This window comes from Paenibacillus sp. FSL L8-0663 (assembly GCF_038008125.1).
GTDB lineage: Bacteria > Bacillota > Bacilli > Paenibacillales > Paenibacillaceae > Paenibacillus > Paenibacillus polymyxa_D.
In genome coordinates, this window is sequence record NZ_JBBOYM010000001.1 from 1,860,918 (window position 1) to 1,886,824 (window position 25,907).

Here is a 25,907-nt window from a genome sequence, read left to right on the forward strand (position 1 = left end):
TAAACAGGATCATCACAAAATTGGGGAAGAGTAGGGAATCCGTATGAATATTATGACCGTTGAACATATAACGAAAAGCTATGGCGAGAAAATGTTGTTTGAGGATGCTTCCTTTGGTATGGATGAACGTGACAAAATAGGAGTCGTTGGTGTAAATGGCACCGGTAAATCAACATTTTTACGCGTGATTTCCGGCTTAGAGCCGCCGGATGATGGCAATATTGCAGTGAACAACGATGTGCGAATTCAGTATCTAGCACAAAATCCGGAGTTTGATCCTGAAATGAAGGTACTCCAGCATATTTTTCATGGCAATCAGCCTGAGATGAAAGCGGTCCGTGAATACACAGAAACCATGGAGTTGTTGGAATTAAATCCGGGTAGCGAGGAGCTTCAAAACCGTCTATTGCGAGCAAGTCAACAAATGGATACGTTCCAGGCATGGCAGCTGGAGAGTGAGGCCAAAAATATACTTACCCGACTGGGGATCACCCAGTTTGAGTCTCGTATGGGCGTTCTATCCGGTGGGCAGCGTAAGCGGGTGGCTTTGGCGGCGGCTTTGATCCAACCCTGCGAGCTGCTCATTCTGGACGAGCCTACAAACCATATTGATAATGAGTCCGTTGAATGGTTGGAGCAGTATTTGCAAAAAAGACGTGGTGCGTTGTTAATGATCACGCATGATCGCTATTTTCTGGATAGAGTTGCAAATGTCATGCTGGAGCTGGATCATGGTCGCCTTTTCCGTTATGAGGCTAACTATACCCGTTTTCTGGAGCTGAAGGCAGAACGCGAGGAGCGGGAAGCGTCTACGGAACAAAAAAGGAAGAACCTGCTGCGTAATGAGCTGGCTTGGATTCGCCGTGGAGCAAAGGCTCGTTCCACCAAGCAGAAAGCGCGTATTGACCGATATGAGCAGCTTAGGGATCAGCAACCGGAAGCTCGTTCTGGATCTGTAGATATGTCCGTCGCCTCCACACGTCTGGGTAAAAAAATATTGGAGATCGAGCATCTTTCCAAATCGGTAGATTCTCGTAAGCTAATACAGGATTTGAGCTACATTGCGGTTCCTGGTGATCGTGTTGGTATCCTAGGTCCTAACGGTAGTGGGAAATCCACTTTGCTCCAAATGATTGCCCAGCATATAGAACCGGATTCCGGCAACGTTGTGCTGGGACCGACGGTGAAGCTTGGCTATTTTACTCAGGAACATCAGGAAATGAACGAGTCTTTACGTGTTATTGAATATATTAAGGAAGAAGCCGAAGTGATTCGTACAGCAGACGGTTCGACGATTACAGCTGCACAAATGCTGGAGCGTTTCCTGTTCGCACCAAGCGCGCAATGGACGGTTATTTCCAGGCTGTCCGGGGGTGAAAAACGGCGCTTGTATCTGCTTCGTGTTCTGATGTCGGCACCGAATGTGCTATTGCTGGATGAACCAACAAATGATCTGGATATTCAAACCCTTTCCGTTTTGGAAGACTATCTGGATGAATTCCCGGGCGTGGTGTTTATTGTTTCTCATGATCGCTATTTCCTGGATCGAACAGTGGACAAAATACTGGCGTTTGAAGGGGATGGACAGGTACGTGTACATGTAGGCGACTATAGCGAGTATGCAGAATGGATTAGTAAAAATGCTCAATCTTCTGTGAATACGTCTGTCTCGACGAGTACGGATTCCTCGAATCGCTCTTCCACGCCTAAGTCTGCGGGTCCTTCCGAGTCAGTCAAGGAGACAAGTAAAACCAAGCTTAAATTCACCTTTAAGGAACAGCGGGAATATGAGCAAATTGATGAGCTGATTGAACAAGCCGAACAGAAGTTGGCCGACATTCAGCGGCAGATGGAAGAGTCTTTTAGTGATTCAGCACGACTACAGGAGCTCATGGCTGAGCAAGCGAAGGCAGAACAGCATTTGGAGCACCAAATGGAACGCTGGACCTACCTTAATGAGCTGGCCGAGCAGATTGAACAAAGTAAATCTTAAGCAATGATAAAGCCACATTAATAGCATTCTGCCAGAGCTATTTCTTCATGTTGCTCAGACTAAAAAAGCAAGTATCCGAAAAACCGGAAGACTTGCTTTTTTATTTACTGATCTATTCGACGATGTAACAGGCTGATTGTCGTTATTCGAATTAAACTGTCACATAAGCTGCAAGCAGATGGGCAGTGTTCACCACGGCCTGCTTGTGCGTGCGCTCCATAGCATGGGAGGCGTGTACGCCAGGGCCAATCAACGCAGCACGGATGTTATTACCTGCTCGTAGTGCAGCCGAAGCGTCCGAACCGTAGTGTGGATAAATATCTACCGCATGCGGAATATTCAGCTCTTTGGCCAGCTTAATTAGACGGGTTGTCATAGTATAGTCGTAGGGCCCGGAGGAATCTTTGGCACAGATAGAAACATCCGTTTCCTTACAGCTCAGATCTTCACCCATACAGCCCATATCGACAGCTATCATCTCACTGATTCCTTCAGGTATGTAAGCCGCCCCGTGCCCTACTTCCTCGTAGTTAGAAATGAGCAATTTAACGGTATGTCGAGGCTTCCAGTTTCCATGTACAGCAGATTCCAGTAAACCAAACAGCGCAGCTACACTAGCTTTATCATCCAGATGCCGTGACTTGATAAATCCACTTGGTGTTACGACTGGACGCGCATCGAACGAAATAAAATCACCCACCGCAATACCGAGCTGAAGCACGTCTTCTTTTGACTCGACAAGCTCGTCAATCCGTACCTCCATATGGCTCTCCTTGCGCTCAAAGCTCCGTGCATCATCATAGACGTGCACAGATGGATGGCTGGACAGAATAGTGCCCGTATACGTTTGTCCGCTTCTGGTATGAATAAGGCAGTATTCATTCTCAATACTGTTCATCATGAAGCCGCCGACGGATGTCAGACGTAGGGTGCCTTGTGCTGTAATGGAACGCACCATTGCGCCCAATGTATCCACATGTGCGCTCAGCGCCACCGTACGGTCCGTTTCCTGACCTTCCAGAGTCAAGATGGCACCGCCCTTTGCATTCCATTCGATTTGTACCCCGAGGCTTTCCGCTTCTTGACGAATCAGCTCCATCACATGGTGTGTATATCCACTGGGACTGGGTGTGTTCAGTAGCTGATTTAAAAAGTTCATCATATAATTCTCATTTAATTGAATCGTCATTTGTTGCTCCTCCTCATTTGGACAACCGATCAGAGTTAGAGGACGGTTGCTCTATATCTTGGTCGGATGTAGACCCTGTGCTGGAAGAACCAGTCGTGTCATAGGTCACATCCGCGTTTGCTTCTACCGTGGATGTGTGCTCTTCTTGTAGTGTATGAAGCTGAATCGTCAGACGTTTAATCTCCCTCTGAAGCCTATATTGGCGGAAAATACCGAAAGAACCGACAATAAGTCCACCTAGAAGAGTGCAACCGAGAATAAGCAGAATCAAAGGAATGCTGACCATACTGAATAGAAGGTTCACTTGAACCGAATTCACATTAATAACAGCAAATACAGCTGTTAACAAAGCAATAACAAGAGCTGCGATCAAAGACCATTGTGTTTTCAAAATGCCACCTCCTCCCGTTACATTATAAAATCCCTTGCCCGCCATGGACAAGGGATTTATCCGTGCATCATTTCAATGCTGGATTTTAAGTGCGCACGGTTTTACTTTCCTTCAGTTAGCTTTTCCATTTCTGTGATGACTTCTTCGAATACGCTCATCGCTTCGCGAATCGGCTGCGGAGAGGACATGTCAACGCCAGCTTTTTTCAAAATATTGATTGAATAATCACTGCCACCGCTCTTCAAGAAGCCCAAGTAACGGTCAACGGCTGGCTGGCCTTCTTCCAGAATCTGTTTCGAGAAACTGGTTGCTGCCGAGAAGCCAGTAGCATATTTGTAGACATAAAAACTGTTATAAAAATGGGGGATTCGTGCCCATTCCATTTCAATGTCTTTATCTACCTTCATGCCTGGTCCGTGGTATTTCACATTCAGATCATAGTAAATCTCTGATAAAAGCTGCGGTGTGAGGGATTCCCCCTGTTCAGCGCGTTCATGTACAATTTTTTCAAATTCCGCAAACATGGTTTGACGGAATACCGTTGTGCGGAATTGATCTGCATAGTAGGTGAGAAGGTACATTTTCTCTTTTGGATCGGTTGATTTGTTCAGCAGGTAGTCCATTAGCAACGCTTCATTGGTTGTGGATGCCACTTCAGCCAGGAAAATGGTGTACTGTGCATCTCTATACTTCAATGCGTTGTCTGAATAGTACGAATGCAACGCATGCCCCATTTCATGAGCAAGTGTGAACATGCTGTTCAGGTTATTTTTATGATTCAGCAACACATAGGGGTGGGTACCATAAGCTCCCCAACTGTATGCACCCGTACGTTTGTTTTCATTCTCGTATACGTCGATCCAGCGCTCATCATAGCCTTTTTGCAACGAAGCCAGATAGTCCGCGCCCAGTGGCTTAAGGCCTTCCTTTGTTTGCTTTTTGGCGTCTTCATACGTAATGTCCATCTTGTATTCGTCCACAAGTGGAGCGAACAAATCATACATATGGAGCTCATCCACACCTAACAACTTCTTACGCAACTTCATGTAACGATGGAGCAGGGGCAAGCTTTCATGAATGGTGTCAATGAGATTCGTATACACTTCCTTCGGAATATTGTCACCGTATAGTGACATTTCCAGTACAGAAGGGTATTTGCGAACACGAGAATAAAAAATATTTTTGTTCACATTGGCACTTAGTGTAGAAGCAATTGTATTTTTATTTTTGGCATACGTGTCATACACCGCTTTAAAAGCACGTTCGCGTACTTCGCGGTGTGGACTTTCGAGGAATTGAATGTAGCTGCCATGAGTCAGCTCAACCTCTTTGCCGTTCTCATCCTTAATTTTTGGAAACTTCAGATCAGCATTGTTGAGCATGCCGAAAATCGTTTGCGGGGCTTGAGCCAGATTGCCAACCTGAGCGAGCAGCGCTTCTTCTGTCTTGCCCAAAATATGTGCTTTTTCCCGCTTCATTTCTTGAAGGGTGAACCGATAATCTGCAAGCTTCGGATCTTCAATGAAGGCATCGAGCTGATGATCTGGCAGTGCCAAAATTTCAGGTGTCACAAAAGAAAGAGACTCGCTAACCTCAACGCCTAATTTTTTGGCTTTTTGCGAAAGACCCTGGTATGTAGGTTCAGCTGTATCCTCATCATGATGCAGATGTGCGTACACATATACACGCTCGGTTTTGAGCGACAATTCATCTTCCAATTTAAAGCAGTTGCCAATCGATTCTGCTGAATTGAGCTTGCCTTGGAATTGTTCAGCCTTTTTGGCTAGTTGTTTGACTTCTTCGTATTCTTGATCCCATGCTTTGCGGTTGGGAAACAGATCTTCCAATTTCCATGTATTTTCCACTGGCGCATCAGCGCGTTTTACAATTTCACTCATGGAGAGCCTCCTCTGATCGAACGTAATGTGGGGTAGGGCTGCGGCAGTAAGGGACGGATGCCAAAACGAAGAAACCGCCACGCTTACCGTAAGCAGCAGGGCAAGAGGTTTTACAGGATGCATGTAACGGCAGATCCTCCTTATACCATGGCTTGTTATGCCATAGTATGACCTCTTACGCCCGAAAGTATAATTTTCCTTACTGTGGGTTGGAACCTATATTTAATAAGCTGTATACAATGAGATAAAAGGCAAAGCAAACCATGATTACAGCAGTGAGGGCCATCCACTTTTTGAGAGGAGTCGGTATCGTATCACGCTTCATGATCAGCACTCCGCCCAGCGTGAAGGCCAGAATAATGAAGATGAGATAGCTGTTGGACACCATGAATAGGCTAGACCTGTTTGAAAGCGTTCATGATCCGCTGCCATTCTTCCTCATTATCTTGAAAGGACTGCTTGGGAAACCGATTTTGAGCCCAATGCATCAGCGCCGGGCGGCTTAAAAACGTGTGGGCTTCCTCGCCCCAATCATCGGATATTTCCCGTAGAACGATGTAACGGCCCTGCACCTCGACAGTCATCATGTTCCAATTGTCTTTTTTGTATATTTCGTGTTTTTTCATCATATGCATGTCTCCGATTTTATAGATGTTTTGGTTCATGATACCGCAGTTTCCGCCGCAAAAGCAAATCATTCCAGCCCAAAAAACCCGGAAAAACATCAATTGCATTGTGAAAAAGCATGAAGTATAATATGGATATTCGCCATAGATGGCGGTATTTTTAGGAGGTTGTTCACTTGAAAGGTACAGTTAAATGGTTTAACGCAGAAAAAGGTTATGGCTTCATTCAAATGGATGGTGGCGAGGACGTATTCGTACATTTCTCCGCAATCCAAGGCGACGGCTTTAAAACTTTGGAAGAAGGTCAAGCGGTTGAATTCGAAATTACTGAAGGTAACCGTGGACCCCAAGCAGCTAACGTAATCAAACTGTAAGTGTAACTGAATTGTAAGAATGGTTCCGTTTCTACGGATGTCTTATATATTACGGTTAAACTATGAATTGAGAGCGCAGTTCCTTTATTTTAAGGGACTGCGCTTTTTTGCGTAAATACGTTTATGATATGAGAAGATTGAGCAGGAATAGGGTATTATACGTAATAAAACTAGGCAGAAGACATTATAGATTGAAGGAGCTGAGAAAATGAGTGCAGCAGAGGCTAGTCGTAAGCCTTCCCTGATTGAAGGTCCTATTGCCAAAACGCTGTTTATGTTCTCTTTGCCGATGCTGTTCGGCAACATTCTGCAATCCCTGAATGGAACGATTAATTCGATCTGGGTTGGGAAATTTCTGGGAGAGGCCGCCTTGACTGCCGCTTCCAACGGAAATATTATAATGTTTTTTCTTATCAGTTCCATTTTTGGTGTCACTATGGCTGCTACTATTATGATTGGACAAAATATCGGAGCAGGAGACGTAGCTGAAACCAAGCGTGTAGTAGGTACAAGTGCAGTCTTTTTTCTGGTGCTCGCTTTTGCTATAGGTATTATCGGATTTTTGAGTGCGCCTTGGATACTTCATGTACTCAATACCCCTGCTGAATCGGTAGATATGGCTATCACGTATACGCGTATTATTTTCGCAGGCATGCCCTTTTTGTACGGCTATAATTACATCATGACTGTAATGAGAGGGGCTGGAGATTCCAAAACACCATTTTATTTTCTGATTGTTTCCGTCGTACTGGATGTACTACTCAACCCGCTGTTCATATTCGGATGGGGACCGATTCCTGCTATGGGCATTGGAGGTTCCGCTACTGCTACCCTGATTGCTCAAGGGATCAGCTTTGTGTTGATTCTCATTTATCTATATCGTGTAAAATATTTTTTGCGCATTACATCTTCAGAGCTTCACTTACTTAGATTTGATTGGAAGATTATTTGGACCCTAGTCCGTAAGGGAGTGCCGATGGGGTTGCAAATGATTGCTGTCTCTACCAGCGCGATTGCTTTAATGAATCTGATTAACGGCTACGGGACAGTTGCAGCTGCAGCTTATACAGCAGCCAATAATTTGTCCAGCTATGTACAGATGCCGGCAATGGCGTTAGGTGCAGCTGTATCTTCCTTTGCCGCTCAAAATATTGGAGCCGGACGTTGGGATCGAGTGCGCACGACAACCTGGATTGGGATTGTGTATAATTTTGTATTGACTGGTGGAGCTGTGGTATTAATTTACGTGTTTAACCGTCAGGCCTTGCTCATGTTTCTTCCTTCTACGGGGGGTGCATTGGAATTGGGAATGCGGATTAATATGATCACCTTGTGGTCTTTTGTTATATTCGGTGTTACCAATGTCATTACAGGGGTTGTTCGATCAACGGGTTCCGTAATGATACCGCTTTTAATTACCATTATTTCATTATGGGGCATTCGTATACCTTTGGCCTATGCATTTGTTGATGAGTATGGTCTAGATGCTGTATGGTGGAGCTTTCCTGTTGGTTTTGCTATCTCTGCCGTAGCAGTCATTTTCTATTATGCTTTCGGGAAATGGAAGCAGGCAAGTATGGGAGAGGGAATCCAAGGCGTGAAGCCAGCAGAGGACAAGGATAGGTAGGCCCTTTATACTATTTTCGGCTAATAAAACATTACAGGTATAAAGTCTTTTAATGAGAACAGCTCATTTTTCTTGAATTTTAAAGAAAAAAGTGAGGTTGTTCATTTGTGCTAAAAGGACGATCATATTATAATGGATATGGTTTGGATAGGTATAATTACGTAGACAACAATGTGGAGGCACCGTCATTTGAGTTATGTTGAGCAAGGACGTTATCAAGTACCGAGAGGCCCCATAGGTCTAATGAGCCGAATGTACAAGCACATTCTCCCTGAAACGAAACAAGAATTGAGTAACTGGAAGAGCAAGGCCGAACAAATTCCGGACCCTGAACTGCGAAGCCAGGCGCTTGCGAGCATAGCGGATAAGACATTTCACTGCGTGGGTGGAGCGGTTTATGCCGCAGCTAATATGTCTGCCCGGCAGACGTTAATTCCGCTGATCGTAGCGTATCAGACCATTAGTGATTATCTGGACAACCTGTGTGATCGCAGTACGTCCATGGACCCGGATGATTTCAGGCTGTTGCATCAGGCTATGCTGGATGCGATTAATCCGACGGCTAGGCCAGTGAATTATTATGAGTTGCGTCGTGAGCAGGAGGATGGCGGTTATTTGACTGGGCTGGTGACAACCTGTCAGTCTTGTGTAAGCAGGCTTCCGGGCTATGAGGCGGCAATGCCTTACGTTCAGGATTTGGCGCGATTATACACGGATTTGCAAGTATACAAGCATATTAAACCCGAGCTGCGGGAACAAGCGCTTTTGGACTGGTGGTCGCTTCATAAAGACCGTACACCAGAGTTGCGCTGGAATGAGTTTGCTGCGGCTACCGGTTCAACTCTGGGGGTCTTTATGCTGTTTCTTGCTGCCAGCGACCAGCATCTGACAGATGCGGGGGCTGCCTCAATACATGCATCGTATTTTCCACATGTGTGCAGTCTTCATATTTTGCTGGATTATCTAATCGATCAAGACGAAGACCGGAAGGGCGGAGATCTTAACTTTTGCAATTATTATGAAGATACCGACATGATGCTAAACCGGATCGCCTACGTTGTGAATCGGGCGCGGGCTGATATTGCAGATGTCCCTGCCAGCTCCTTTCACCGGATGATTATCGAGGGATTGCTGGCTTTATATTTATCCGACCCTAAAGTTAGCGAGCAGCAAGACGTTCGCGCTGTTTCGAGACGTTTAATGAAAAATAGTCCGCTCATGCGTTTGTTTTTCTTATTAAACAGTCGATGGATAAGAAGGCTTATATGATTATTTTGAGGAGGTCATAAACCATGACAGCAGTTAAGAAAATTGCAGTATTAACAAGTGGTGGAGATTCACAAGGGATGAACGCGGCAGTTCGCGCCGTCGTACGTAGCGGATTGTATTTCGGACTGGAAGTATTCGGGATTCAACGTGGTTATCAAGGCCTTTTGAACGACGATATTTTTCCAATGGATCTGAGAAGCGTCGGAGATATTATCCAACGTGGGGGTACTGTACTTCAATCTGCAAGATGCCTGGAATTTACGACTGAAGAAGGGCAGAAAAAAGGCGCGCAAATTTTGCGTGACCGTGGGATTGACGGCGTAGTCGTGATTGGTGGAGACGGTTCCTACCAAGGAGCTAACAAACTGACCAAGCAAGGCATTAAAACCATGTGTCTTCCGGGTACGATTGACAATGACATTTCCTTCACGGACTACACGATTGGTTTTGATACAGCGGTTAGTATCGTAGTGGACGCAATCAACAAGCTGCGTGATACAATGTCATCTCATGAACGTTCTTCCATTGTTGAAGTTATGGGACGTCATTGTGGTGATATTGCTTTGCATGCGGGTCTGGCTTCTGGCGCAGAAACAATTTTGGTGCCTGAGGTAGAATTTGACCTGAACGAAGTATCTGATCGTATGAAACAAAATTTCAAGCATGGCAAGCGCCACAGTATTATTATCGTTGCGGAAGGCGTAGGCAAAGGTGAAGATGTAGCAAAGGTAATCCAAGAAAACTGTCCGGATTATGAGCCTCGTGTTACAGTGCTTGGACACATCCAACGTGGAGGCACACCAACCGCGTTTGACCGCAACCTGGCGAGCCGTTTGGGTGACTTTGCTGTTCGCCAATTGATCGAGGGCATATCTGATAAGGCTTGCGGAACGATCGACGGTAAGTTGGTAGCTACAGATATTGACAAGGTTGTAAATACTAAAAAAGATTTCAACATGGAGCTTTATGAACTTGCTTTGCGTTTGTCCCAATAATAAGAGCCTTCTACGTACAGTAGATCGGTTCTGATATTGGAAAAGATCAAAATTATGCGGATGACCCGAGTCATCCGCTATTTTTTAGCTTTGAGTCCTATTAGGAGGTAGTCATACATGTACCTATTCAAAATCGAAGTGGATAGTTCGGAAGGAGCGCTGACTGTCATTCTCGCTGCTGAAAATGAAGAACAGGCATTTGAAGAGATTGAACAACATGTGGAGAGACACTTTCTATATCCTCCCAAGCTGAACGAAGTGGCTATTGTGGAGAAAAAACGAATAACTTTAGGCGCAGCATATGTAATCGAGACACGCAAAGGCTAAATAACCTCTGCGTGTTGTTTTTTTTCGGAGAAACGACGTTGTACTTTCACCAGACGCCAGAGAAGTAAAATAGCGCCTACCGCCAACCCTGTAATCAAACCGATCCAGTAGCCGTAGGGCCCCAATGAAGTCCAGCGTGCCAGTATATATCCTACAGGAAGCCCAATGACCCAATAGGAGAGGAATGTGAGCAAAAAGGCTGGATTGACGTCTTTATACCCGCGTAGCGCTCCTTGTGTAGGTGTAGCGACAGCATCAGATATCTGAAAGAAAATCGCATAGATTAGAAAATGCTGTGCCAACTGAATGACCTGCAGATCGGTGGAGTAAAGTCGAGCGACCTGTTCACTCCAGATAAGCAGTACAATAGCTGTAATCAGTGATAGACCTACTGCGCTGCTGATGCCCATTACACTATAAGCTTTGGCATCCCGCGGCCGAGTAGCTCCTGTTTCATAGCCAACCAGAATCGTAAGTGCCATACAAATGCTGAGTGGAATCATATACAACGTAGATGCAAAGTTCATCGCTGCCTGATGTGCGGCTATGGTAGCTGTATTATAGCTACTCATGAAGAGAGTGACGGCTGAAAAGACGGCAGTCTCAAAAAATATTGCAAATCCAATCGGTACTCCAATCTTGATGAGCTCTTTCAAAGCACTAGCAGCAATCCCGTATATTTTGCTGAAGATTCGGTATTTTGCAAATATTTTTCCCCGATGCGCAGTGATACCAGCGACCAGCATAATGATCCAGTAGGTGGTTGCCGTTGCCACCCCGGAGCCTACACCTCCCAGACGCGGAAAACCCCAGTTCCCATAAATAAGTAGATAGTTCAACAAGACATTGATGGGTAACGACATGAGCGTGATTAACATCGTAAAGCGGGTTTGTCCCAATGCATCCATAAAGCTTCGGAGCACCGTGTAGGCAAATAGAGGAACAATACCGAAGGCCATCGCACAAAGATAGTACAGGGCCACATTATGAACTCTCCATTCCAGATTCATACCATTTAGAATAGGCTTGACCAAAATGATGCCAGCAATCAAAACGACCATGGATAGGGCAAGAGAGAGCCAAAGTGCTTGAATGACATAGTAGGAGACTTTATCTTTGCGCTGTGCTCCCACTAATTGAGATACAATAGGTGTGATAGCCATAAGTATTCCGTTAAGGCCTGTTTGTACAGGAATCCACAGACTTACTCCGATGGCTACTCCAGCCAGATCGGCAGGGGAAAAGTGTCCCGACATATTCGTATCGAAAAAAGTCATGGCAGATAGTGCAAGCTGGGTAATCAGGATAGGGAGCAAAATGTATAAAAGCTGCTTCCATTTCTGCCCCGTTGTTGAAGTCAATTGCATTTTTGTTTTCCTCATTTACTAGGGATTGAATATTCGTATGTATCATAACATGTAAGTATTTATTGTAAGGGATACCGCCACATTTGAACAGTAATAAAAAAGACTGCACCCGTTCGCCAAACAACGGGACAGCCTTCGAAAAAATTATATAATTTCTAAATTTCGTATTAGATAACGAGAAGTCCGGAGGGATAAAACTATTTGTAAGTTACTCCGCTTGAATAGCGGTTTGTGGCATTCCAGAGTAAATATTCATCCACTTTCATATCCTTAAGCGCTCGAATTTGGTCCTCTACTTGAGTTTTTCCATACTTAGCATAATGTCCGCTTCCTAACCAACTTGCAGTAAAATCCTGGATCCAAGGACGAATAGTTGGCTTTAGCTTGCCCGTCGGATCTAGCTTTTTGTGTGTATCGGCCATGGAGCCTTTAATCGTCTGGTAGGGATTCTTATCAGGGTCTTTTACACCGAACCAGCCTGTGGTGTAGTGGCTTGGATAAACCATGGGTGAAATGACATCCACATTTTCAGAAATTTTAGTGAAATCCTGTCCGATTCCCTCCGCAGCAGGGACAGATGCAGCATATCCGAAAATATCTACGGATACTCGTACACCTAATGGAGCAAGCTCTCTGCGGGCATATTGTACGAATTCAGCGACTGCATCCGAGCGGGATTGATCTGATTTGGTATATTTCAGCTTGTCTGCTCTTTTCTCAAAGCCTTCGGGGAAACGTACATAGTCAAATTGAATTTCCTTAAAACCAAGTTTGGCTGCTTCCTTAGCGATGGCTATATTATAATCCCATACTTCTTTATTATAGGGATTGACGAACCCGTCTCCCTTACCGTTTTTCCAGACAGAGCCGTCAGGATTACGGAAAGACATCTCGGGATTTTTGTTGGCCAGTACCGTATCTTTAAATACGACAATACGAGCAATCGGGTAAACATTATGCTTTTTCAATCGGTCCATCAAACCGGAAATATCCCGAATGAATTTTTGCGGCTTGCCCAATTTGAGCAGCTCGGGATTGGACGTTGGATAAGTGATATAGCCTGCATCGTCTTTAATATCAATAACCATGGAATTGAGCTCTGTCTTATCAAGCAGTTCAAGCAGCTGGGTCATACGCGAACCGCCTGCGCTATAAGCTGTGACATAGATGCCCTTGATAGCAGGAGTCGTCGGTTGTGGGTCAATTTTAACCGGAGGATTGGAGGCATCCAACTTCATCTTATTGTGCTGAGCCGTAATCATGGCGCTGCTAATTGTTGTTGCCACGGTATCTTTTACATTTGGAGCGATGGCTGACGGGTCCCCGTTTCCGCCTATCCCCATCGCCAATAGCATAATTGCCCAAATCATATTCATTTCCTAACTCTCTCCCTTATGGATGTCGCTTACCTGATTATACGTAAAGTTATGTATCGAAAAACAACACGCTTGTAACCAATACTGGAATCATCAGGCACAGTCTTACATGATTAACCCAACTTATGTTCATTGAATCCATAAAAATGCATAAATAATGCCGCTCTCTTCGCAGTTGTAGATGCAACCGGAAGAAGCGGCACTTGGTAAAGAAATTTATTGAAGATAATTATTGTCTTGATGCTCGCAAATACTGTACTGAATAATTTCTAGCGCATCCGTTGGCTTGAGTATGGACATCCCGTCCCGAAGCACAATCATCGAGTTCAGCTCATCCTTTTTGAGAGAAGGGAGCATTTCCGGATACCATCTTAAGACAATGTCGGACAGTTTTACCGTTTCCATTTCCACAAAAATCACCCTTTCCTGCTCGGAATCATTCCAAAAGAATCATTCAATACGATTCGGAAAAGCAAAGTGCCTGTGAAATAGCAGGTAAAGCTGGTCTTTATATACTATGGGAACAGCGCACATATAGTGTACCACAGAAACTGTATTTTGACACTTGGGTTTGTGCTTATCTTCGGCGAAATGAACCCATCACCCCAACCGTTTCCACAATATTGACAAAAGCAGAAGGGTCCACTTCTTTAATGATCCGTTTTAATTCAACTAGCTCGTAGCGTGTCGTGACAGTCATCAGCATGTCTTTTTCAGTATGTGAAAATGCGCCTTCAATTTTTATTTTGCTAACACCGCGTGGTGTGGTTAACATCCGCTCCAGTAGCTTGTCGGTGTGTTCTGTAATAATGTAGACGGTAATCTTCGTGTGACTGACATAGATTTGATCTAACACTTTGCCAGTCACAAAAATAGATAGCATCGACGCAAGTGCAATATTCCAATCATCGTTCAAATATCCTGCTGCAAGAATGACCAGTCCATTCATGCCAACAAGTACAGTTCCTACGGGGAAGTCACGATAACGAGTGACGATGGAACCGATAATGTCAAAACCGCCCGTAGACCCCCCTACCCGAAAGGAAATTCCTGCTCCAACGCCGATCATCACTCCTCCAAAAACGGAGGCTAGCAGGGGGTCCGACACGACAGATCGCACCGGCACCAAGGCCAAAATCCATGTTGTAACGACAACGGATAAAATGCTCAGGCTAATAAAACGCTTGCCTAAAATAAACCAGCCTGTAATAAGCATCGGGATATTGATAATAAAATACATCGCGCTGATATCAAATTTTGTGAAGTAGCCGATTAACATGGAAAGCCCAGCTACTCCTCCGCTCAGCAAGTGGTGTGGCACGAGAAACAGATTAAAACCGCATGCAATGGCAGCGGCTCCAAGAATGACAGTTAAGCAGTTTAACACCATTTTTAACAACTTATTTTCACCTCATTTAAATTATACGGGAAGCAACTTGCTGGTATTCATGAATTGTTCTGTGCTATAATGCGATGTGGATATTCTTGAGTAGGGACCTATGTCCAGAGAAACACTTAAAATTTAAACTGTTTTAAAAAGGATAAATTCGTTTAAGATGTATCGGATAGGTTCCCCAAATTCATTACAGAAAGTTGCAGTTATAGGTCTAAATAAACTGTCACTGTATTGGGGAAAACTTATACAATAATATCGCTACTTAAGAATACAGACAACATTGTGGATTGTCCACCACATCCACCATTAAGAAGGAGTTTGAATAAATTTGACGACATTTGCAGAATTTGATCTTGAACCGAAAGTAATTCAGGCGATTACAGAACTGGGTTTTGAAGAAGCAACACCAATTCAATCGCAATCCATCCCGATTGCACTACAAGGCAGAGACATGATTGGCCAAGCCCAAACAGGTACTGGTAAAACTGCTGCGTTTGGTATTCCGCTGATCAACAAAATTTCTAGAAGCGACGAAAAAATCAGAGCTCTGATCATGGCACCAACACGTGAGCTTGCTATCCAGGTAGCTGAAGAAATCGAAAAACTCTCCCGTTTCAAAGGTCTTCGTACTTTGCCAATCTATGGTGGACAAGATATCGTACGCCAGATTCGCGCTTTGAAAAAGAAACCTCAAATTATTATTGGTACGCCAGGACGCTTGCTTGACCATATTAATCGTAAAACCATCAAGCTGGAAGATGTAAACACAGTTGTTTTGGATGAAGCAGATGAAATGTTGGATATGGGTTTTATGGAAGATATTCAATCCATTCTGAAGCAAGTTCCAGACGAGCGTCAAACGATGCTTTTCTCGGCTACAATGCCTCCTAATATTAAAAGATTGGCTGAACAATTCCTCAAAAATCCTGAGCATGTTTCAGTTATTCCTAAACAAGTTAGTGCTCCACTGATTGATCAGGCCTATATCGAAGTTCCTGAGCGTCAAAAATTCGAAGCATTGAGCCGTTTGATCGACATGGAATCCCCAGAACTTGCTATCGTATTTGGTCGTACCAAGCGTCGGGTAGACGAGCTGGCTGAAGCTCTGCAAAAACGCGGATATTCTGCAGACGGTTTGCATGGTGACTTGTCTCAAAACCAACGTGATGCTGTAATGCGTAAATTCCGTGACGGAAGCATCGATGTGCTCGTAGCGACTGATGTAGCTGCCCGTGGCTTGGACGTTTCCGGTGTAACTCACGTTGTGAACTTTGACCTTCCGCAAGATCCAGAAAGCTATGTTCACCGTATTGGACGTACTGGACGTGCAGGTAAAGAAGGGGAAGCTTGGTCTTTCGTAACGCCTCGTGAAATTGACCATTTGCACTTTATCGAACGTGTAACTCGTCACCGCATTCCACGCAAGCCGCTTCCAACGTTGGCTGAAGCTCTGGAAGGCAAACAACGTATCATTGCTGAACGTCTCCTAGAGGCTGTAGAAAGCGGCGAGCTGAACGAGTACAAAGGTTTGGCTATTCAAATGCTGGAGCAATATGATTCTGTGCAACTTCTCTCCGCAGCTCTGAAACTAATGACTGGTGAGAAGAGAGAAGCATCGATTGAGCTGACTCCAGAAGATCCGATCCGTGCAAAACGTCGTAAACCAGACGTGCGTTCTGGCGGTCGCAAGCCTTCCAACTACAGCGGTCGCAGCAACGGTGGTTACAATTCCAACCGTTCCGGTGGTAGCGGCGGTAGTGGCAGCAAAGGTGGATATGGCGGTTACAACCGTGGCAAAGAAGGCGGTGGCTACAACCGTGATTCCGGAAGCCGGTACAGTGGAGATCGCAAACCACGCCCGAGCAGCAATGGGGAAACTCGTCGTCCTGCAAGACGTGAAGATTCCTCTTCCGAATAAGAAATGAAATAATGAAAAGTCGAAGCAGATGAAGCTTCGGCTTTTTTGTTATGATTGAATCAGTATGTATGAACCTTTTAGCAATCTGCTTTAATGAGGCACTTATTGATTTCACTGGCGCATTAGGGCTGAAATACGGTATGATATAGCCAAGAGCCGGAATTTATAGGCATAGCAACATGAGTCTTGGAACTGCCAAGGCTTGCGGAGGGAGAGACTGACATTGGAGTTTAAAGGAGCTATGGGTGGTATTTACCGCCTGACCGAGTGGATTACCCGACTGGCGGCTACAAATTTGTTATGGGTGTTATGTTCGTCGCCTTTTGTGTTCTGCCTCATACTGAAACTACTTGTAATGAATCAGAATTTGGCTAATGAATCTTTACAAATGAATTGGGCGATGGCTGTTTTGGCACCGCTTACTTTATTTCCAGCCACATCGGCTATGTTCACAGTGGTTCGCAAATGGGTAATGGGGGATACCGATACAGGCGTGTTTCGTACCTTTTTTAAAGGGTACAAAGAGAACTATAAGCAGAGTCTAATCGGGGGTATCTTTTACACGTTACTGTTTGTCATCATGTATGTGGATTATACCGTATATATGACACAACTCAGCAACTTGCAAATCGTGGGCGTAATTATGCTCATTCTTATCATTATTTTGCTTGTGTCTATGTTTAACTTCTTTTCGATGGTGGCTCATTATCATATGTCTACCGGACAAATTATCAAAAATGCGGTTTTACTGACGCTGATTCGACCATTCCGTGTATTTTCTACCATGCTCGGTAGCGCCGTTGTTATATTTATCGGAGTCAAATATCCTGTGCTTTTCTTATTCTTCATCGGTAGTGTAGTTGCCTGGTTCGCTTTCTTTAATTTTTATGGAACATTCCTTAAAATGCAGGATCAAATGGAAAAGATGAAGCAGAAAGATGAAGATACGGCAAGCATTGAAGACAAGAAAAGTGATAACCTCTAAAAATAAAACATATTTCTCCTAGCATTTACTTTCTGAGTGAGAAGCGCTATAATAAGGTCATATCCTGCGATGCACGTTACGGTCATTTGTTGTTTTGAACCAATGACAATGTCTAGGGAGATCTATACGGATGAATAGCTGAAAAGCCCTGTCAATTCCTGACAAGGGGACTTCAAAAGTTTATTCTGCGGTCACCCACCTGCTAAAGCAGGTTCAGAAGACGCTATGGTCGGACGGCATCGGCGGGTACTCCAAAGATAATGAATACACTCTGTTTATGCTTCTTGCAGAAACAGGGTGTTTTTTGTATGCAACAATGTTAAACTAAGACATGAGGTACTAAGGTCGCATACCACAGGTATGGTCGGTTAACTTTTTGTTGTTTAACGTTTTATAAAGCGCTTGCAGCAAAAAAACCGATGTGCTGCATTATGGCAACGATTATCGTGAAGGAGGAAATGTCTTGTCGTTGAAGAGGACTCTGGTAGGGATTGTGCGCAGCCAAGAAGGTACAAGCGACCGGGTCAAGGACCCCCAAATGAAGACACGCTATTATAACTTATCGAGAGACAAGGCTTGGGAAGAAGTATCATCTATTCTAAAAAAAATTCCTGGCTACAAGGTTCTTCATGAGGTAGCATCCGTAGGTGAAATTACGTTAGAGAAGCGAACGGCGTTCGGTAGAACCGTCGACATTACCGTTTCCATATTGTCTGTCTCACCAGTTCGGAGTGCGGTGGATATTTATTCTGCTTCACGCGGATCGCTAGGGGACTTGGGCGCGAATTACCGCATCATTTTGCAACTGTTCGCTGTGATTGACAAGAAGCTGTCTGCTCATAAGGTTGTGCAGTGATTGTAGATGTGTGAGCAGTGATGTGGCAGACAAACGTCAAAAAAAGCGAGGAAGGCAACCCTTCACTCGCTTTTTTAATATGCAGTCTTGATTTAGACGAGTTTTTTCACTGCTGCAATCGCTTGGTCATAGTCAGGGTGTTCGGACATTTCGCTCAAGTATTCTACGTAAGCAATTTTGTCATTTTGATCAATCACAAAAATAGCTCTATGATCCAAATGGAATTCCTTGATGAACACACCATAAGCTTCGCCAAAGGAATGATCCTTATAGTCGGACAGTGTCAATACGCGGTCAATACCGGCAGCACCGCACCAACGAGCTTGAGCGAAAGGCAGATCGACGCTGACAGTCAGCACCACGACTTGATCCCCAAGGGAATCAGCTTCCTGGTTAAAACGTCGAGTCTGTGCGTCACACACACCTGTATCCAAAGAAGGAACAACACTGATCAGTTTGACTTTGCCTGCAAAGTCTTGGAGCGTAGCTGCTTCTAACAGGTTTTTCTGTAATTTGAAATCAGGTGCCTGATCTCCAACCTTCAGTTCAGGACCTAAGAGTGTCAAAGCATTGCCTTTAAAAGTAGCAGCTCCTGTACGTTCTTGTGCCATATGTAATAGCCTCCTTGGTTTTTAGCATTGGTTATCGTTGCCGAAATCTATTATAATCTTTTATAAAAGACATTGTCCAATTTGAATAAGGTGGAGACACCCATGAAGGAAGGATTGCCTTGATTTTTTTACGTTATGAGAACTGGAAAAGTTATTTGCGGTTTTACCCAGTAACCTGTCTGATTTTGCTCATCAATATTGTGATGTTTGTTGTACTCACCGTACAGGGTGGATCGGAAAATAGTTTGACGCTGATCCGATATGGAGCTTTGATTAATGAGGCGCCATTCACCGATCAACTGTGGCGATATGTATCAGCCATGTTTTTACATGCAGGGTTTGATCATCTTCTGTTCAATTCCTTTGCCATACTCGTCTTCGCTCCTCCGCTGGAGCGTTTGCTGGGGTCCTTCCGCTATGTGCTATTGTATCTGGTCACGGGTATTGTAGGGAACATACTGTCCATTGCCCATTACAACATGGTGGCGGAAACGACAGTCTCTGTAGGAGCCTCAGGAGCGATTTATGGCATCTATGGGGCGTTTCTGTACGTTGCCTTGTTCCAACGTTCCTTGATGGATGATGCTTCGCGCAAAACGCTGTACACGCTGCTTGGGTTTGGTATTCTGTTTTCTTTTGCTGTAGCGAACATTAATTGGACCGCTCACTTTGGGGGATTACTCAGTGGATTTTTCATGTATGGATTATTGATTAGATTGACTGGCCAGCGCAAACGCCACTAAAGACAGTTTTACCGTAAGTTAGCAGGGAAGAAAGAGGATGATGTTCGATTGACGTCTTCTTCCGGATGTTGAAAAACAGATTGGAGCGAATATCGGAGTGGAATTACGACAGTTACAATACTTCATGAAGGTAGCGCAAAAAGAACATGTCACTCAGGCAGCCGAGGAGCTACATGTGGCGCAATCTGCGGTAAGTCGGCAAATTCATCAGCTTGAAGAGGAGCTGGGAGTTAATCTTTTTATGCAAAAGGGTCGCAATTTGCAGCTTACGCCAGTGGGACAGCTATTTTGCAAACGGGTTGAGACGATAATAAAAGATCTAGAGCGAGCTGTTTTGGAGGTTCATGAGTTTTTGGATCCTGAGGGGGGCGAAATCCGCATCGGTTTTCCGCACAGTTTGGGGATTCATCTTATTCCTACGGTAGTGGCTGAATTCCGAAAGCGGTATCCCAATGTTAAATTTAGATTTAAACAGGGGATGTATCCGAGTTTAATTCGTGATGTGTTAGCGGGTGAGGTGGACTTGGCTTTTGTATCTCCTTTTCCCGATCGTCATGATCATGTGGAGGGGGATGTGGTGCTGACCGAGGAGTTGTTTGCTGTTCTCCCGCCCAATCATCCTTTAGCCACGGCCGAACATATCACGCTGAGTCAGCTTAAGGGAGAAAAATTTATTCTGTTCAGAGATGGATATTCGTTACGTCCGATTGTCTGGCAGGCTTGTCTGGAGGCAGGATTTACGCCGGATATCGCTTTTGAAGGTGAAGAGACAGATACGATACGCGGATTAGTTGCGGCTGGCATGGGAGTCAGTCTTTTGCCTGAAATGGCGTTGTTTCAGACCAACCCGCTTCAACCTGCAAGAGTGTCAATTGTTGATCCAGAGGTCACGAGAACTATAGGCTTGATTCATCGTAGAGATGATAAACTGCCATTAGTTGCAAAGTCATTCCGAACTTTTTTGTTGCAATATTTTGGTCTTAAAGGTAGTGCTGCTACTCCGAACGGAAGTGCAAAAGCGGATTTAGGACAGTGAGTATAGCTGATTGGTTTTAGATAAAGAAAAAAGGTTGTTCTCTACCGTTAACTTGGTAGAGGAACAACCTTTTTTGCAACACAAGCAATTAATCCCGGCTGTTGAAGATGCCGATTAAGCGGATTAGTTCCAGCAAGGAAACAAGAGCTGCAGCCACATAAGTTAATGCAGCAGCATTTAATACTTTGGCTATACCCCGTTCTTCATCACTACGGATAAACCCTTCCGAAACCATAATTTCTCGGGCCCGGTTGGAAGCATTAAATTCAACCGGTAATGTAATTAATTGAAAAGCAACAGTAGCCGAGAAAAAGATAATACCCAAGCCAATCAGGTTCGTGTAGCTGAATAAGAAACCGGCAATCAGCAGAAACGGTGCAATCCCAGAAGCGAAGTTTACGATCGGAAAGATCCGGTGACGGAGTGCCAGCATGGGATAATGCTCTTTATGCTGAATGGCATGACCAACCTCGTGACAAGCTACGGCAACTGCGGAAATGGATTTTTCATAATAAACTGGCTCGGACAGCCGTACGACTCTTTGCATTGGATCATAATGGTCAGATAACGCACCAGGTACTGGTTCAATAGGCACATCATGCAAACCATTGCGATCTAGCATATGCCGAGCTGCATCATAACCGGTCAACCCATTTTCATTTGGGACATCAGACCATTTATTAAAAGTGCCTTTTACACGGAATTGCGCCCATAAGGATAATCCGAACGCAAGAATAATCAATATATACATACCCATCATAAAGCAACCCTCCAATATTGTTCATCATACTAGCCCAGGTATCTACATCATAGAACTATGCTCCAGCAGATACTTCAGAGCTTCGATACAAGCGGCGCTTTGTGGTAGTAGACCAGTAAGCAACTTGCGCGCTTGAACGGGCTTGAGCTGCCCCAAGAGAGGTTGTAGTTCATTGACTTCACGCTCTAGACGCTGCATGTGCATCTCCAGACTCGTTAGTTTGTCAGTGACGTGCTCTTCCCCCGCAACCGAGTTCCATTTAATCAGTGTCTGTCTGATTTCCTCTAGGCTATACTTCTCTTGTTTCATTTGGTTAATACGTTCAAGCCTGTTTAAGGTTTCATCATTATAGAGCCGATAATTTTTCAATGATCGTTCTTCAGGTGTGATCAAACCAAGCTTTGTGTAATAATCAATAGTTCGTTCGCTGACACCAGCCGTCTTGGCTAGCTCACCAATTCGATACAGCTTCATATCCCCATCTGTCTTCACCTCGCGCTCTTCGTTCAACCTTCAATATTAGCATTTGCAAACGGAGTGTTTATAAAGAATATTTTACATGATTCCCAACCATACAGTCAAACGTTATGCTTTTTTTTGAACAGAAACAAGCTACTTTTATAGTTAGTAAATATGACATGGAGTGTTTGGAACCATATTTTTTTAACATAATAAAAAAAATCTTGTCAACTTTCATGTATTCTGATTATAATGACAATAAGAATTTCACGAAATGTAAAGAAACTTAACATTCGAGGGAGTGGGCTTCATGAGAAAAAAGTGGTTAGTTGTATTATTGGCCATGCTGACAGTATTAGCTTTTCCGGTAGGTGCGTTTGCTGCTGACGGTCCGACAAATATTCAACTTCAAGCCGGGCTAAACACGGCCTTTACGTTCTTGGCATTTATACTTGTATTTTTTATGCAAGCGGGATTTGCATTGCTGGAGGCAGGCTCGACTCGAATGAAGAATGCGGGTCATGTCGCTGGTAAAACGATTCTCACCACGGGTGTTGCGGCTTTGTCCTTCTGGGCACTTGGATTTGGATTCGGCTTTGGTAATGATGGCGGAAACGGATTTATGGGACTGACGGGTTTCTTCATGAGTGGTACGGATGCGGCTGCATCGTTTGATGCTCTCTCAGGTCTGGATGTTCCGATTACAATTATGTTTTTGTTCCACTTTGCTTTCGCTGCGGTATCACTTTCTATCGCATGTGGGGGGATGGCAGAGCGTGCAAAATTAAGTGTATACATTATTTTCGGTATTTTGTTCTCCATCGTGATTTATCCGGTTGTAGCTCACTGGGTGTGGGGCGGTGGATGGCTTGGTAAGTTGGGGATGCAGGATTATGCCGGTTCGACGGTAGTCCATTTGACAGGCGCTACGGCAGCACTCGTCGCTACCCTGCTGCTCAAACCGCGTCTGGGCAAGTTTAATAAAGATGGCAAGCCGAACATTATCCCTGGTCATAACCAGGTGTACTCTATCTTGGGTGTTATTATTCTCTGGTTTGGTTGGTTTGGGTTTAACCCGGGTAGTGCTGTATCAGCTATGAACGACGGATTCTTTGGATATGTGGCCTTGACTACCAATATTGCTGCTGCGGCAGGTGGGGTTTTCGCTTTGCTCGTATCCTGGATGGTATATGGAAAAGCAGATATTCCTGCTATGCTAAACGGTGTGCTGGCGGCTTTGGTTGCTATTACTGGTTCTTGTGCCTTTGTAGCACCTTGGGCGGCATTGGTCATTGGTGCAGTTGCAGGGATCGTTACTTTCTTCACAGCGCAATGGTTCGAGCGTGCAAGAGTAGACGACCCGGTATATGCTTTCTCCGTGCACGGTGTTGCAGGGATGTGGGGCGCAGTGTCCACAGGGTTCTTCGCTACTCCTGAGCTTGTAAAAATAACTGGTGTAGGTCAAGCGGGTCTGTTCTATGGTGGTGGATTTACCCAATTAGGAGTACAGCTGCTTGGACTGATTGGCACTTTGGCTTTCGTGTTTGTCATTTCCTTCATTATTCTGGGTGCGATGAAAGCGATTATGGGTATTCGCGTTACAGAAGAGGAAGAAACAATGGGATTGGATATCAGTGAACACGGTACGTACGGCTATCCTGAGCAAATGAAGTTGGTTGCTGAGGCTGAAAAGCGTTCTGGAATTGTGAACTAATATGTAAAATATAAAGAACCAGTATGGATGAGCGGAGGAGATGGAAGTATGGAACTGCAAAATATGGCCCCTTGGGTGAGTTCCGCCGAAGCGATTGATCATGCAGATACACCTGAATCGCTAAGGCGGGCCAGGGTCGACTCTCAAAAATGGTTGCTGGCTTCTCAAGCCTCCGCTCCGTTATCAGACTGGTTACAAACGGCGAATGAAATGCATGACCGCATCGCGGCCAGAGCTGTACAAATGTGCGAAAAAGGGATGGTTGAGGATGGCTTCGGCCCTCCTCCCGTCCCTTACGCATTTATAGCCTTCGGAAGCATGGGGCGCTCGGAATCAACGCTGTGGAGTGACCAGGATAACGGTATGATTATCAGTGACACGATATCTGCCGACAAAGAATTATATTTTAGAGAGTTTGGTCGCAAAGTGTCTGCGATGTTAGAGTATTTGGGATATCCCAAATGTGAGGGGAAAGTAATGTGCTCGGAGCCGTTGTGGCGTCAAACATTATCTGAATGGCAAAAACAGCTAACAAAATGGTCGGACGATTTTGCTTGGGAGCCGATCCGTTATCTGATTATCTCGTCTGATATGAGGCATATCGCTGGAGATGAACGACTATCTGCAAACTGGAAACGAAGTTTTTATGAGTTGTTCCGAATACATCCTGATTTACCCTCGGCGGTACTTAGGAACACGGTGAGGCATAAAGCGACACTTAACATTTTAGGTCAGGTTGTTACCGAGCGCTTCGGTGAGCATGCGGGCGATTTTGATGTGAAATACGGGTTGTACATTCCGCTGGTGAACGCAGTCCGTTTTTTGGCGTTGCAACATGGTGTAGAGGAAACCTCCACCTTCAAAAGGCTCAGTCGTCTCGCATCACTGGAAGCGGCACCGTTGCCTTTACTCGATGCTTGCGAGCGTGCCTTTCGGATTGCGCTTCAGCTACGAATGGCTACACCAGTGAAGGAGAATGATGGATTGCTGGTCAGCAATGGCTACCTGGCTGTAAAGCCGCTGAAACAAGGTAAAGGCTGGCATGAGTTGCGCGAGGCGCTTTCGACGGTACGACGGTTGCATCGTGCGTTGCAAAGGCAGTTGCGATTTATGGAAGGGAGAAGGTCATGAAGGAACCAGCGCAGGGAAGTGGCTTCTGGAGCGCTCTCCGCAGAGGAGGAGTGCCGTCTGCGATCGCATCTGTAATGGGGGCTCCTACGGCTCAACAGATGGCGTTTATTCGCTCCTTAACCCGGGAGCAACGGCGCTCTGAAGTATTGCGGACCCCGCTGGATCGTTTGGAGACGGTAGTTTTTGATCTGGAGACAACGGGATTTTCAGCACAGCATGGAGATGAGATTTTATCGTTCGGGGCGATTCGGGTTGTCGGGGACATGATTATGGAAAAAGAGCAGTTTTATACGCTTGTTAATCCACGGACTGTGATTCCTGAGTACATTACCGAACTAACTGGGATTACCCGGGAAATGACGGATGAAGCTCCACCACTTATGAATGGACTGCACGACTTTATGTCCTTTGTAGGTGGGCGAGTACTTGTAGCACATGCTAGCGCTCATGATAAGGCCTTTTTGAATGCTGCGTTATGGAAAACATCTAAAGTTCAATTGACTCATCGTGTTCTGGATACGATGATGCTTGCCAAATGGCTTGAGCCACAGCAACATCAAACCTACAGTTTGGATGAATTGTTGACCTATCAATCCATTCCGATTGAAGGGCGGCACCATGCGTTAGAGGATGCGAAAATGACGGCTAAGCTGTGGGTTGCTTATGTTCAGGAAATGTTGAAGCGTAATGTGACCAATTTGGCAGATGTCTACGCGCATTTAAGTCATGCCTGATTCAGTACAAGGCATAGCATTCATATACACATCAAAACAGCAAGTTCGCGATTTCGTGGGTTTGCTGTTTTTTTGCGTCCTATTCAGATTTAGAAGGTTAGAGGTGGGGACAGTATGGGCATCCTATGGAGA

At 44.9% G+C, this 25,907-nt stretch carries 26 protein-coding genes and 1 other RNA gene; 15 read left to right on the top strand and 12 right to left on the bottom strand.

Features of this window, described 5'->3' with window-relative positions; genetic code table 11:
• Positions 1–43: 43 nt before the first annotated feature.
• A complete protein-coding gene (locus MKY75_RS08500) occupies positions 44–1,993 on the top strand; it encodes an ABC-F family ATP-binding cassette domain-containing protein (RefSeq protein ID WP_340885004.1) in 1,950 nt (649 codons plus the stop codon).
• Positions 1,994–2,144: 151 nt separating this feature from the next.
• Here MKY75_RS08500 and MKY75_RS08505 read toward each other — a convergent pair whose 3' ends face one another.
• The 5 genes from MKY75_RS08505 to MKY75_RS08525 all read right to left on the bottom strand — a co-directional run bounded on the left by MKY75_RS08505 (position 2,145) and on the right by MKY75_RS08525 (position 6,100).
• Positions 2,145–3,182 (bottom strand): M42 family metallopeptidase, encoded by a 1,038-nt coding sequence (locus MKY75_RS08505; protein ID WP_340885007.1) that lies wholly within the window; start codon positions 3,180–3,182, stop codon positions 2,145–2,147.
• A 13-nt stretch (positions 3,183–3,195) separates the two neighbouring features.
• On the bottom strand, positions 3,196–3,618 hold the full coding sequence (locus MKY75_RS08510; RefSeq protein ID WP_340885009.1) for a LapA family protein: 423 nt from the start codon (positions 3,616–3,618) through the stop codon (positions 3,196–3,198).
• A 56-nt stretch (positions 3,619–3,674) separates the two neighbouring features.
• Positions 3,675–5,471, bottom strand: coding sequence for an oligoendopeptidase F (gene pepF, locus MKY75_RS08515; RefSeq protein ID WP_029516700.1), 1,797 nt, complete (start codon positions 5,469–5,471; stop codon positions 3,675–3,677).
• 199 nt (positions 5,472–5,670) lie between these two features.
• Positions 5,671–5,859, bottom strand: a complete 189-nt coding sequence (locus MKY75_RS08520; protein ID WP_029516701.1) for a hypothetical protein — start codon at positions 5,857–5,859, stop codon at positions 5,671–5,673.
• 7 nt (positions 5,860–5,866) lie between these two features.
• A complete protein-coding gene (locus tag MKY75_RS08525; protein WP_013309704.1) occupies positions 5,867–6,100 on the bottom strand; it encodes a hypothetical protein in 234 nt (77 codons plus the stop codon).
• 173 nt (positions 6,101–6,273) lie between these two features.
• Here MKY75_RS08525 and MKY75_RS08530 point away from each other — a divergent pair, with 173 nt between their 5' ends.
• From MKY75_RS08530 to MKY75_RS08550, 5 genes are all read left to right on the top strand, one after another.
• Entirely contained in the window at positions 6,274–6,471 is a 198-nt protein-coding gene (locus tag MKY75_RS08530) for a cold shock domain-containing protein (protein WP_013309706.1), read from the top strand.
• Positions 6,472–6,679: 208 nt separating this feature from the next.
• Positions 6,680–8,098 carry an MATE family efflux transporter gene (locus MKY75_RS08535; RefSeq protein WP_029516702.1) on the top strand — a complete coding sequence of 473 codons (1,419 nt, stop codon included), beginning with the start codon at positions 6,680–6,682 and terminating at the stop codon, positions 8,096–8,098.
• Between the two features lie 189 nt (positions 8,099–8,287).
• The gene (locus tag MKY75_RS08540; protein WP_039269998.1) at positions 8,288–9,367 is read left to right on the top strand and encodes a tetraprenyl-beta-curcumene synthase family protein; all 1,080 of its coding nucleotides are present in this window, start codon (positions 8,288–8,290) and stop codon (positions 9,365–9,367) included.
• Between the two features lie 23 nt (positions 9,368–9,390).
• Complete coding sequence (gene pfkA / locus MKY75_RS08545; RefSeq protein WP_039269999.1) at positions 9,391–10,362, top strand: 6-phosphofructokinase; 972 nt, start codon at positions 9,391–9,393, stop codon at positions 10,360–10,362.
• Between the two features lie 117 nt (positions 10,363–10,479).
• Positions 10,480–10,689 (top strand): DUF3906 family protein, encoded by a 210-nt coding sequence (locus MKY75_RS08550; RefSeq protein WP_013309710.1) that lies wholly within the window; start codon positions 10,480–10,482, stop codon positions 10,687–10,689.
• On the opposite strand, the gene MKY75_RS08555 is transcribed toward MKY75_RS08550, so the two are convergent.
• From MKY75_RS08555 to MKY75_RS08570, 4 genes are all read right to left on the bottom strand, one after another.
• Entirely contained in the window at positions 10,686–12,056 is a 1,371-nt protein-coding gene (locus MKY75_RS08555; RefSeq protein ID WP_318626738.1) for an MATE family efflux transporter, read from the bottom strand. The two genes, MKY75_RS08550 and MKY75_RS08555, sit on opposite strands and share 4 nt — an antisense overlap.
• 197 nt (positions 12,057–12,253) lie before the next feature.
• Positions 12,254–13,432, bottom strand: coding sequence for a putative glycoside hydrolase (locus MKY75_RS08560; RefSeq protein WP_340885012.1), 1,179 nt, complete (start codon positions 13,430–13,432; stop codon positions 12,254–12,256).
• Positions 13,433–13,648: 216 nt separating this feature from the next.
• Positions 13,649–13,837: a hypothetical protein gene (locus MKY75_RS08565; protein ID WP_080658605.1), complete on the bottom strand. Its 189-nt coding sequence runs from the start codon at positions 13,835–13,837 to the stop codon at positions 13,649–13,651.
• Positions 13,838–14,009: 172 nt separating this feature from the next.
• Complete coding sequence (locus tag MKY75_RS08570) at positions 14,010–14,831, bottom strand: YitT family protein (RefSeq protein ID WP_029516708.1); 822 nt, start codon at positions 14,829–14,831, stop codon at positions 14,010–14,012.
• 325 nt (positions 14,832–15,156) lie between these two features.
• Here MKY75_RS08570 and MKY75_RS08575 point away from each other — a divergent pair, with 325 nt between their 5' ends.
• The 4 genes from MKY75_RS08575 to MKY75_RS08590 all read left to right on the top strand — a co-directional run bounded on the left by MKY75_RS08575 (position 15,157) and on the right by MKY75_RS08590 (position 18,587).
• Positions 15,157–16,746, top strand: coding sequence for a DEAD/DEAH box helicase (locus tag MKY75_RS08575; RefSeq protein WP_029516709.1), 1,590 nt, complete (start codon positions 15,157–15,159; stop codon positions 16,744–16,746).
• A 223-nt stretch (positions 16,747–16,969) separates the two neighbouring features.
• Positions 16,970–17,731: a YesL family protein gene (locus tag MKY75_RS08580; RefSeq protein WP_029516710.1), complete on the top strand. Its 762-nt coding sequence runs from the start codon at positions 16,970–16,972 to the stop codon at positions 17,729–17,731.
• Between the two features lie 58 nt (positions 17,732–17,789).
• A non-coding RNA gene (gene ssrS / locus MKY75_RS08585) (6S RNA) lies at positions 17,790–17,984 on the top strand.
• A 210-nt stretch (positions 17,985–18,194) separates the two neighbouring features.
• Positions 18,195–18,587, top strand: coding sequence for a DUF1499 domain-containing protein (locus tag MKY75_RS08590; protein ID WP_013309718.1), 393 nt, complete (start codon positions 18,195–18,197; stop codon positions 18,585–18,587).
• A 92-nt stretch (positions 18,588–18,679) separates the two neighbouring features.
• Here the strand turns inward: MKY75_RS08590 and tpx are convergent, their stop codons facing one another.
• The gene (gene tpx / locus MKY75_RS08595) at positions 18,680–19,198 is read right to left on the bottom strand and encodes a thiol peroxidase (RefSeq protein WP_029516711.1); all 519 of its coding nucleotides are present in this window, start codon (positions 19,196–19,198) and stop codon (positions 18,680–18,682) included.
• A gap of 119 nt (positions 19,199–19,317) precedes the next feature.
• Between tpx and MKY75_RS08600 the strand changes: the two genes are divergently transcribed.
• Complete coding sequence (locus MKY75_RS08600) at positions 19,318–19,941, top strand: rhomboid family intramembrane serine protease (RefSeq protein WP_069011083.1); 624 nt, start codon at positions 19,318–19,320, stop codon at positions 19,939–19,941.
• Between the two features lie 97 nt (positions 19,942–20,038).
• Positions 20,039–20,977, top strand: a complete 939-nt coding sequence (locus MKY75_RS08605; protein WP_318626733.1) for a LysR family transcriptional regulator — start codon at positions 20,039–20,041, stop codon at positions 20,975–20,977.
• Between the two features lie 88 nt (positions 20,978–21,065).
• Here the strand turns inward: MKY75_RS08605 and MKY75_RS08610 are convergent, their stop codons facing one another.
• Both MKY75_RS08610 and MKY75_RS08615 read right to left on the bottom strand, forming a co-directional pair.
• A complete protein-coding gene (locus MKY75_RS08610; protein WP_023988023.1) occupies positions 21,066–21,737 on the bottom strand; it encodes a zinc metallopeptidase in 672 nt (223 codons plus the stop codon).
• A 42-nt stretch (positions 21,738–21,779) separates the two neighbouring features.
• Positions 21,780–22,211 carry a MerR family transcriptional regulator gene (locus tag MKY75_RS08615; RefSeq protein ID WP_049816952.1) on the bottom strand — a complete coding sequence of 144 codons (432 nt, stop codon included), beginning with the start codon at positions 22,209–22,211 and terminating at the stop codon, positions 21,780–21,782.
• A gap of 295 nt (positions 22,212–22,506) precedes the next feature.
• Between MKY75_RS08615 and MKY75_RS08620 the strand changes: the two genes are divergently transcribed.
• The 3 genes from MKY75_RS08620 to MKY75_RS08630 are packed head-to-tail and all read left to right on the top strand — an operon-like array spanning position 22,507 to position 25,775.
• Entirely contained in the window at positions 22,507–23,910 is a 1,404-nt protein-coding gene (locus MKY75_RS08620) for an ammonium transporter (RefSeq protein WP_029516714.1), read from the top strand.
• Between the two features lie 48 nt (positions 23,911–23,958).
• On the top strand, positions 23,959–25,041 hold the full coding sequence (locus MKY75_RS08625) for a DUF294 nucleotidyltransferase-like domain-containing protein (RefSeq protein WP_029516715.1): 1,083 nt from the start codon (positions 23,959–23,961) through the stop codon (positions 25,039–25,041).
• Positions 25,038–25,775 (top strand): exonuclease domain-containing protein, encoded by a 738-nt coding sequence (locus tag MKY75_RS08630; RefSeq protein WP_029516716.1) that lies wholly within the window; start codon positions 25,038–25,040, stop codon positions 25,773–25,775. Before MKY75_RS08625 ends, MKY75_RS08630 begins: the two co-directional genes overlap by 4 nt.
• Positions 25,776–25,907: the final 132 nt, after the last annotated feature.

Excerpts from the sequence above, each read along its gene's own strand:
- MKY75_RS08500 (WP_340885004.1), top strand. The coding sequence starts at position 44 with ATGAATATTATGACCGTTGAACATATAACGAAAAGCTATGGCGAGAAA.
- MKY75_RS08505 (WP_340885007.1), bottom strand. The coding sequence starts at position 3,182 with ATGACGATTCAATTAAATGAGAATTATATGATGAACTTTTTAAATCAG.
- MKY75_RS08510 (WP_340885009.1), bottom strand. The coding sequence starts at position 3,618 with ATGGCGGGCAAGGGATTTTATAATGTAACGGGAGGAGGTGGCATTTTG.
- pepF (WP_029516700.1), bottom strand. The coding sequence starts at position 5,471 with ATGAGTGAAATTGTAAAACGCGCTGATGCGCCAGTGGAAAATACATGG.
- MKY75_RS08520 (WP_029516701.1), bottom strand. The coding sequence starts at position 5,859 with ATGGTGTCCAACAGCTATCTCATCTTCATTATTCTGGCCTTCACGCTG.
- MKY75_RS08525 (WP_013309704.1), bottom strand. The coding sequence starts at position 6,100 with ATGATGAAAAAACACGAAATATACAAAAAAGACAATTGGAACATGATG.
- MKY75_RS08535 (WP_029516702.1), top strand. The coding sequence starts at position 6,680 with ATGAGTGCAGCAGAGGCTAGTCGTAAGCCTTCCCTGATTGAAGGTCCT.
- pfkA (WP_039269999.1), top strand. The coding sequence starts at position 9,391 with ATGACAGCAGTTAAGAAAATTGCAGTATTAACAAGTGGTGGAGATTCA.
- MKY75_RS08550 (WP_013309710.1), top strand. The coding sequence starts at position 10,480 with ATGTACCTATTCAAAATCGAAGTGGATAGTTCGGAAGGAGCGCTGACT.
- MKY75_RS08555 (WP_318626738.1), bottom strand. The coding sequence starts at position 12,056 with ATGCAATTGACTTCAACAACGGGGCAGAAATGGAAGCAGCTTTTATAC.
- MKY75_RS08560 (WP_340885012.1), bottom strand. The coding sequence starts at position 13,432 with ATGAATATGATTTGGGCAATTATGCTATTGGCGATGGGGATAGGCGGA.
- MKY75_RS08565 (WP_080658605.1), bottom strand. The coding sequence starts at position 13,837 with ATGGAAACGGTAAAACTGTCCGACATTGTCTTAAGATGGTATCCGGAA.
- tpx (WP_029516711.1), bottom strand. The coding sequence starts at position 19,198 with ATGGCACAAGAACGTACAGGAGCTGCTACTTTTAAAGGCAATGCTTTG.
- MKY75_RS08610 (WP_023988023.1), bottom strand. The coding sequence starts at position 21,737 with ATGATGGGTATGTATATATTGATTATTCTTGCGTTCGGATTATCCTTA.
- MKY75_RS08615 (WP_049816952.1), bottom strand. The coding sequence starts at position 22,211 with ATGAAGCTGTATCGAATTGGTGAGCTAGCCAAGACGGCTGGTGTCAGC.
- MKY75_RS08620 (WP_029516714.1), top strand. The coding sequence starts at position 22,507 with ATGAGAAAAAAGTGGTTAGTTGTATTATTGGCCATGCTGACAGTATTA.
- MKY75_RS08625 (WP_029516715.1), top strand. The coding sequence starts at position 23,959 with ATGGAACTGCAAAATATGGCCCCTTGGGTGAGTTCCGCCGAAGCGATT.
- MKY75_RS08630 (WP_029516716.1), top strand. The coding sequence starts at position 25,038 with ATGAAGGAACCAGCGCAGGGAAGTGGCTTCTGGAGCGCTCTCCGCAGA.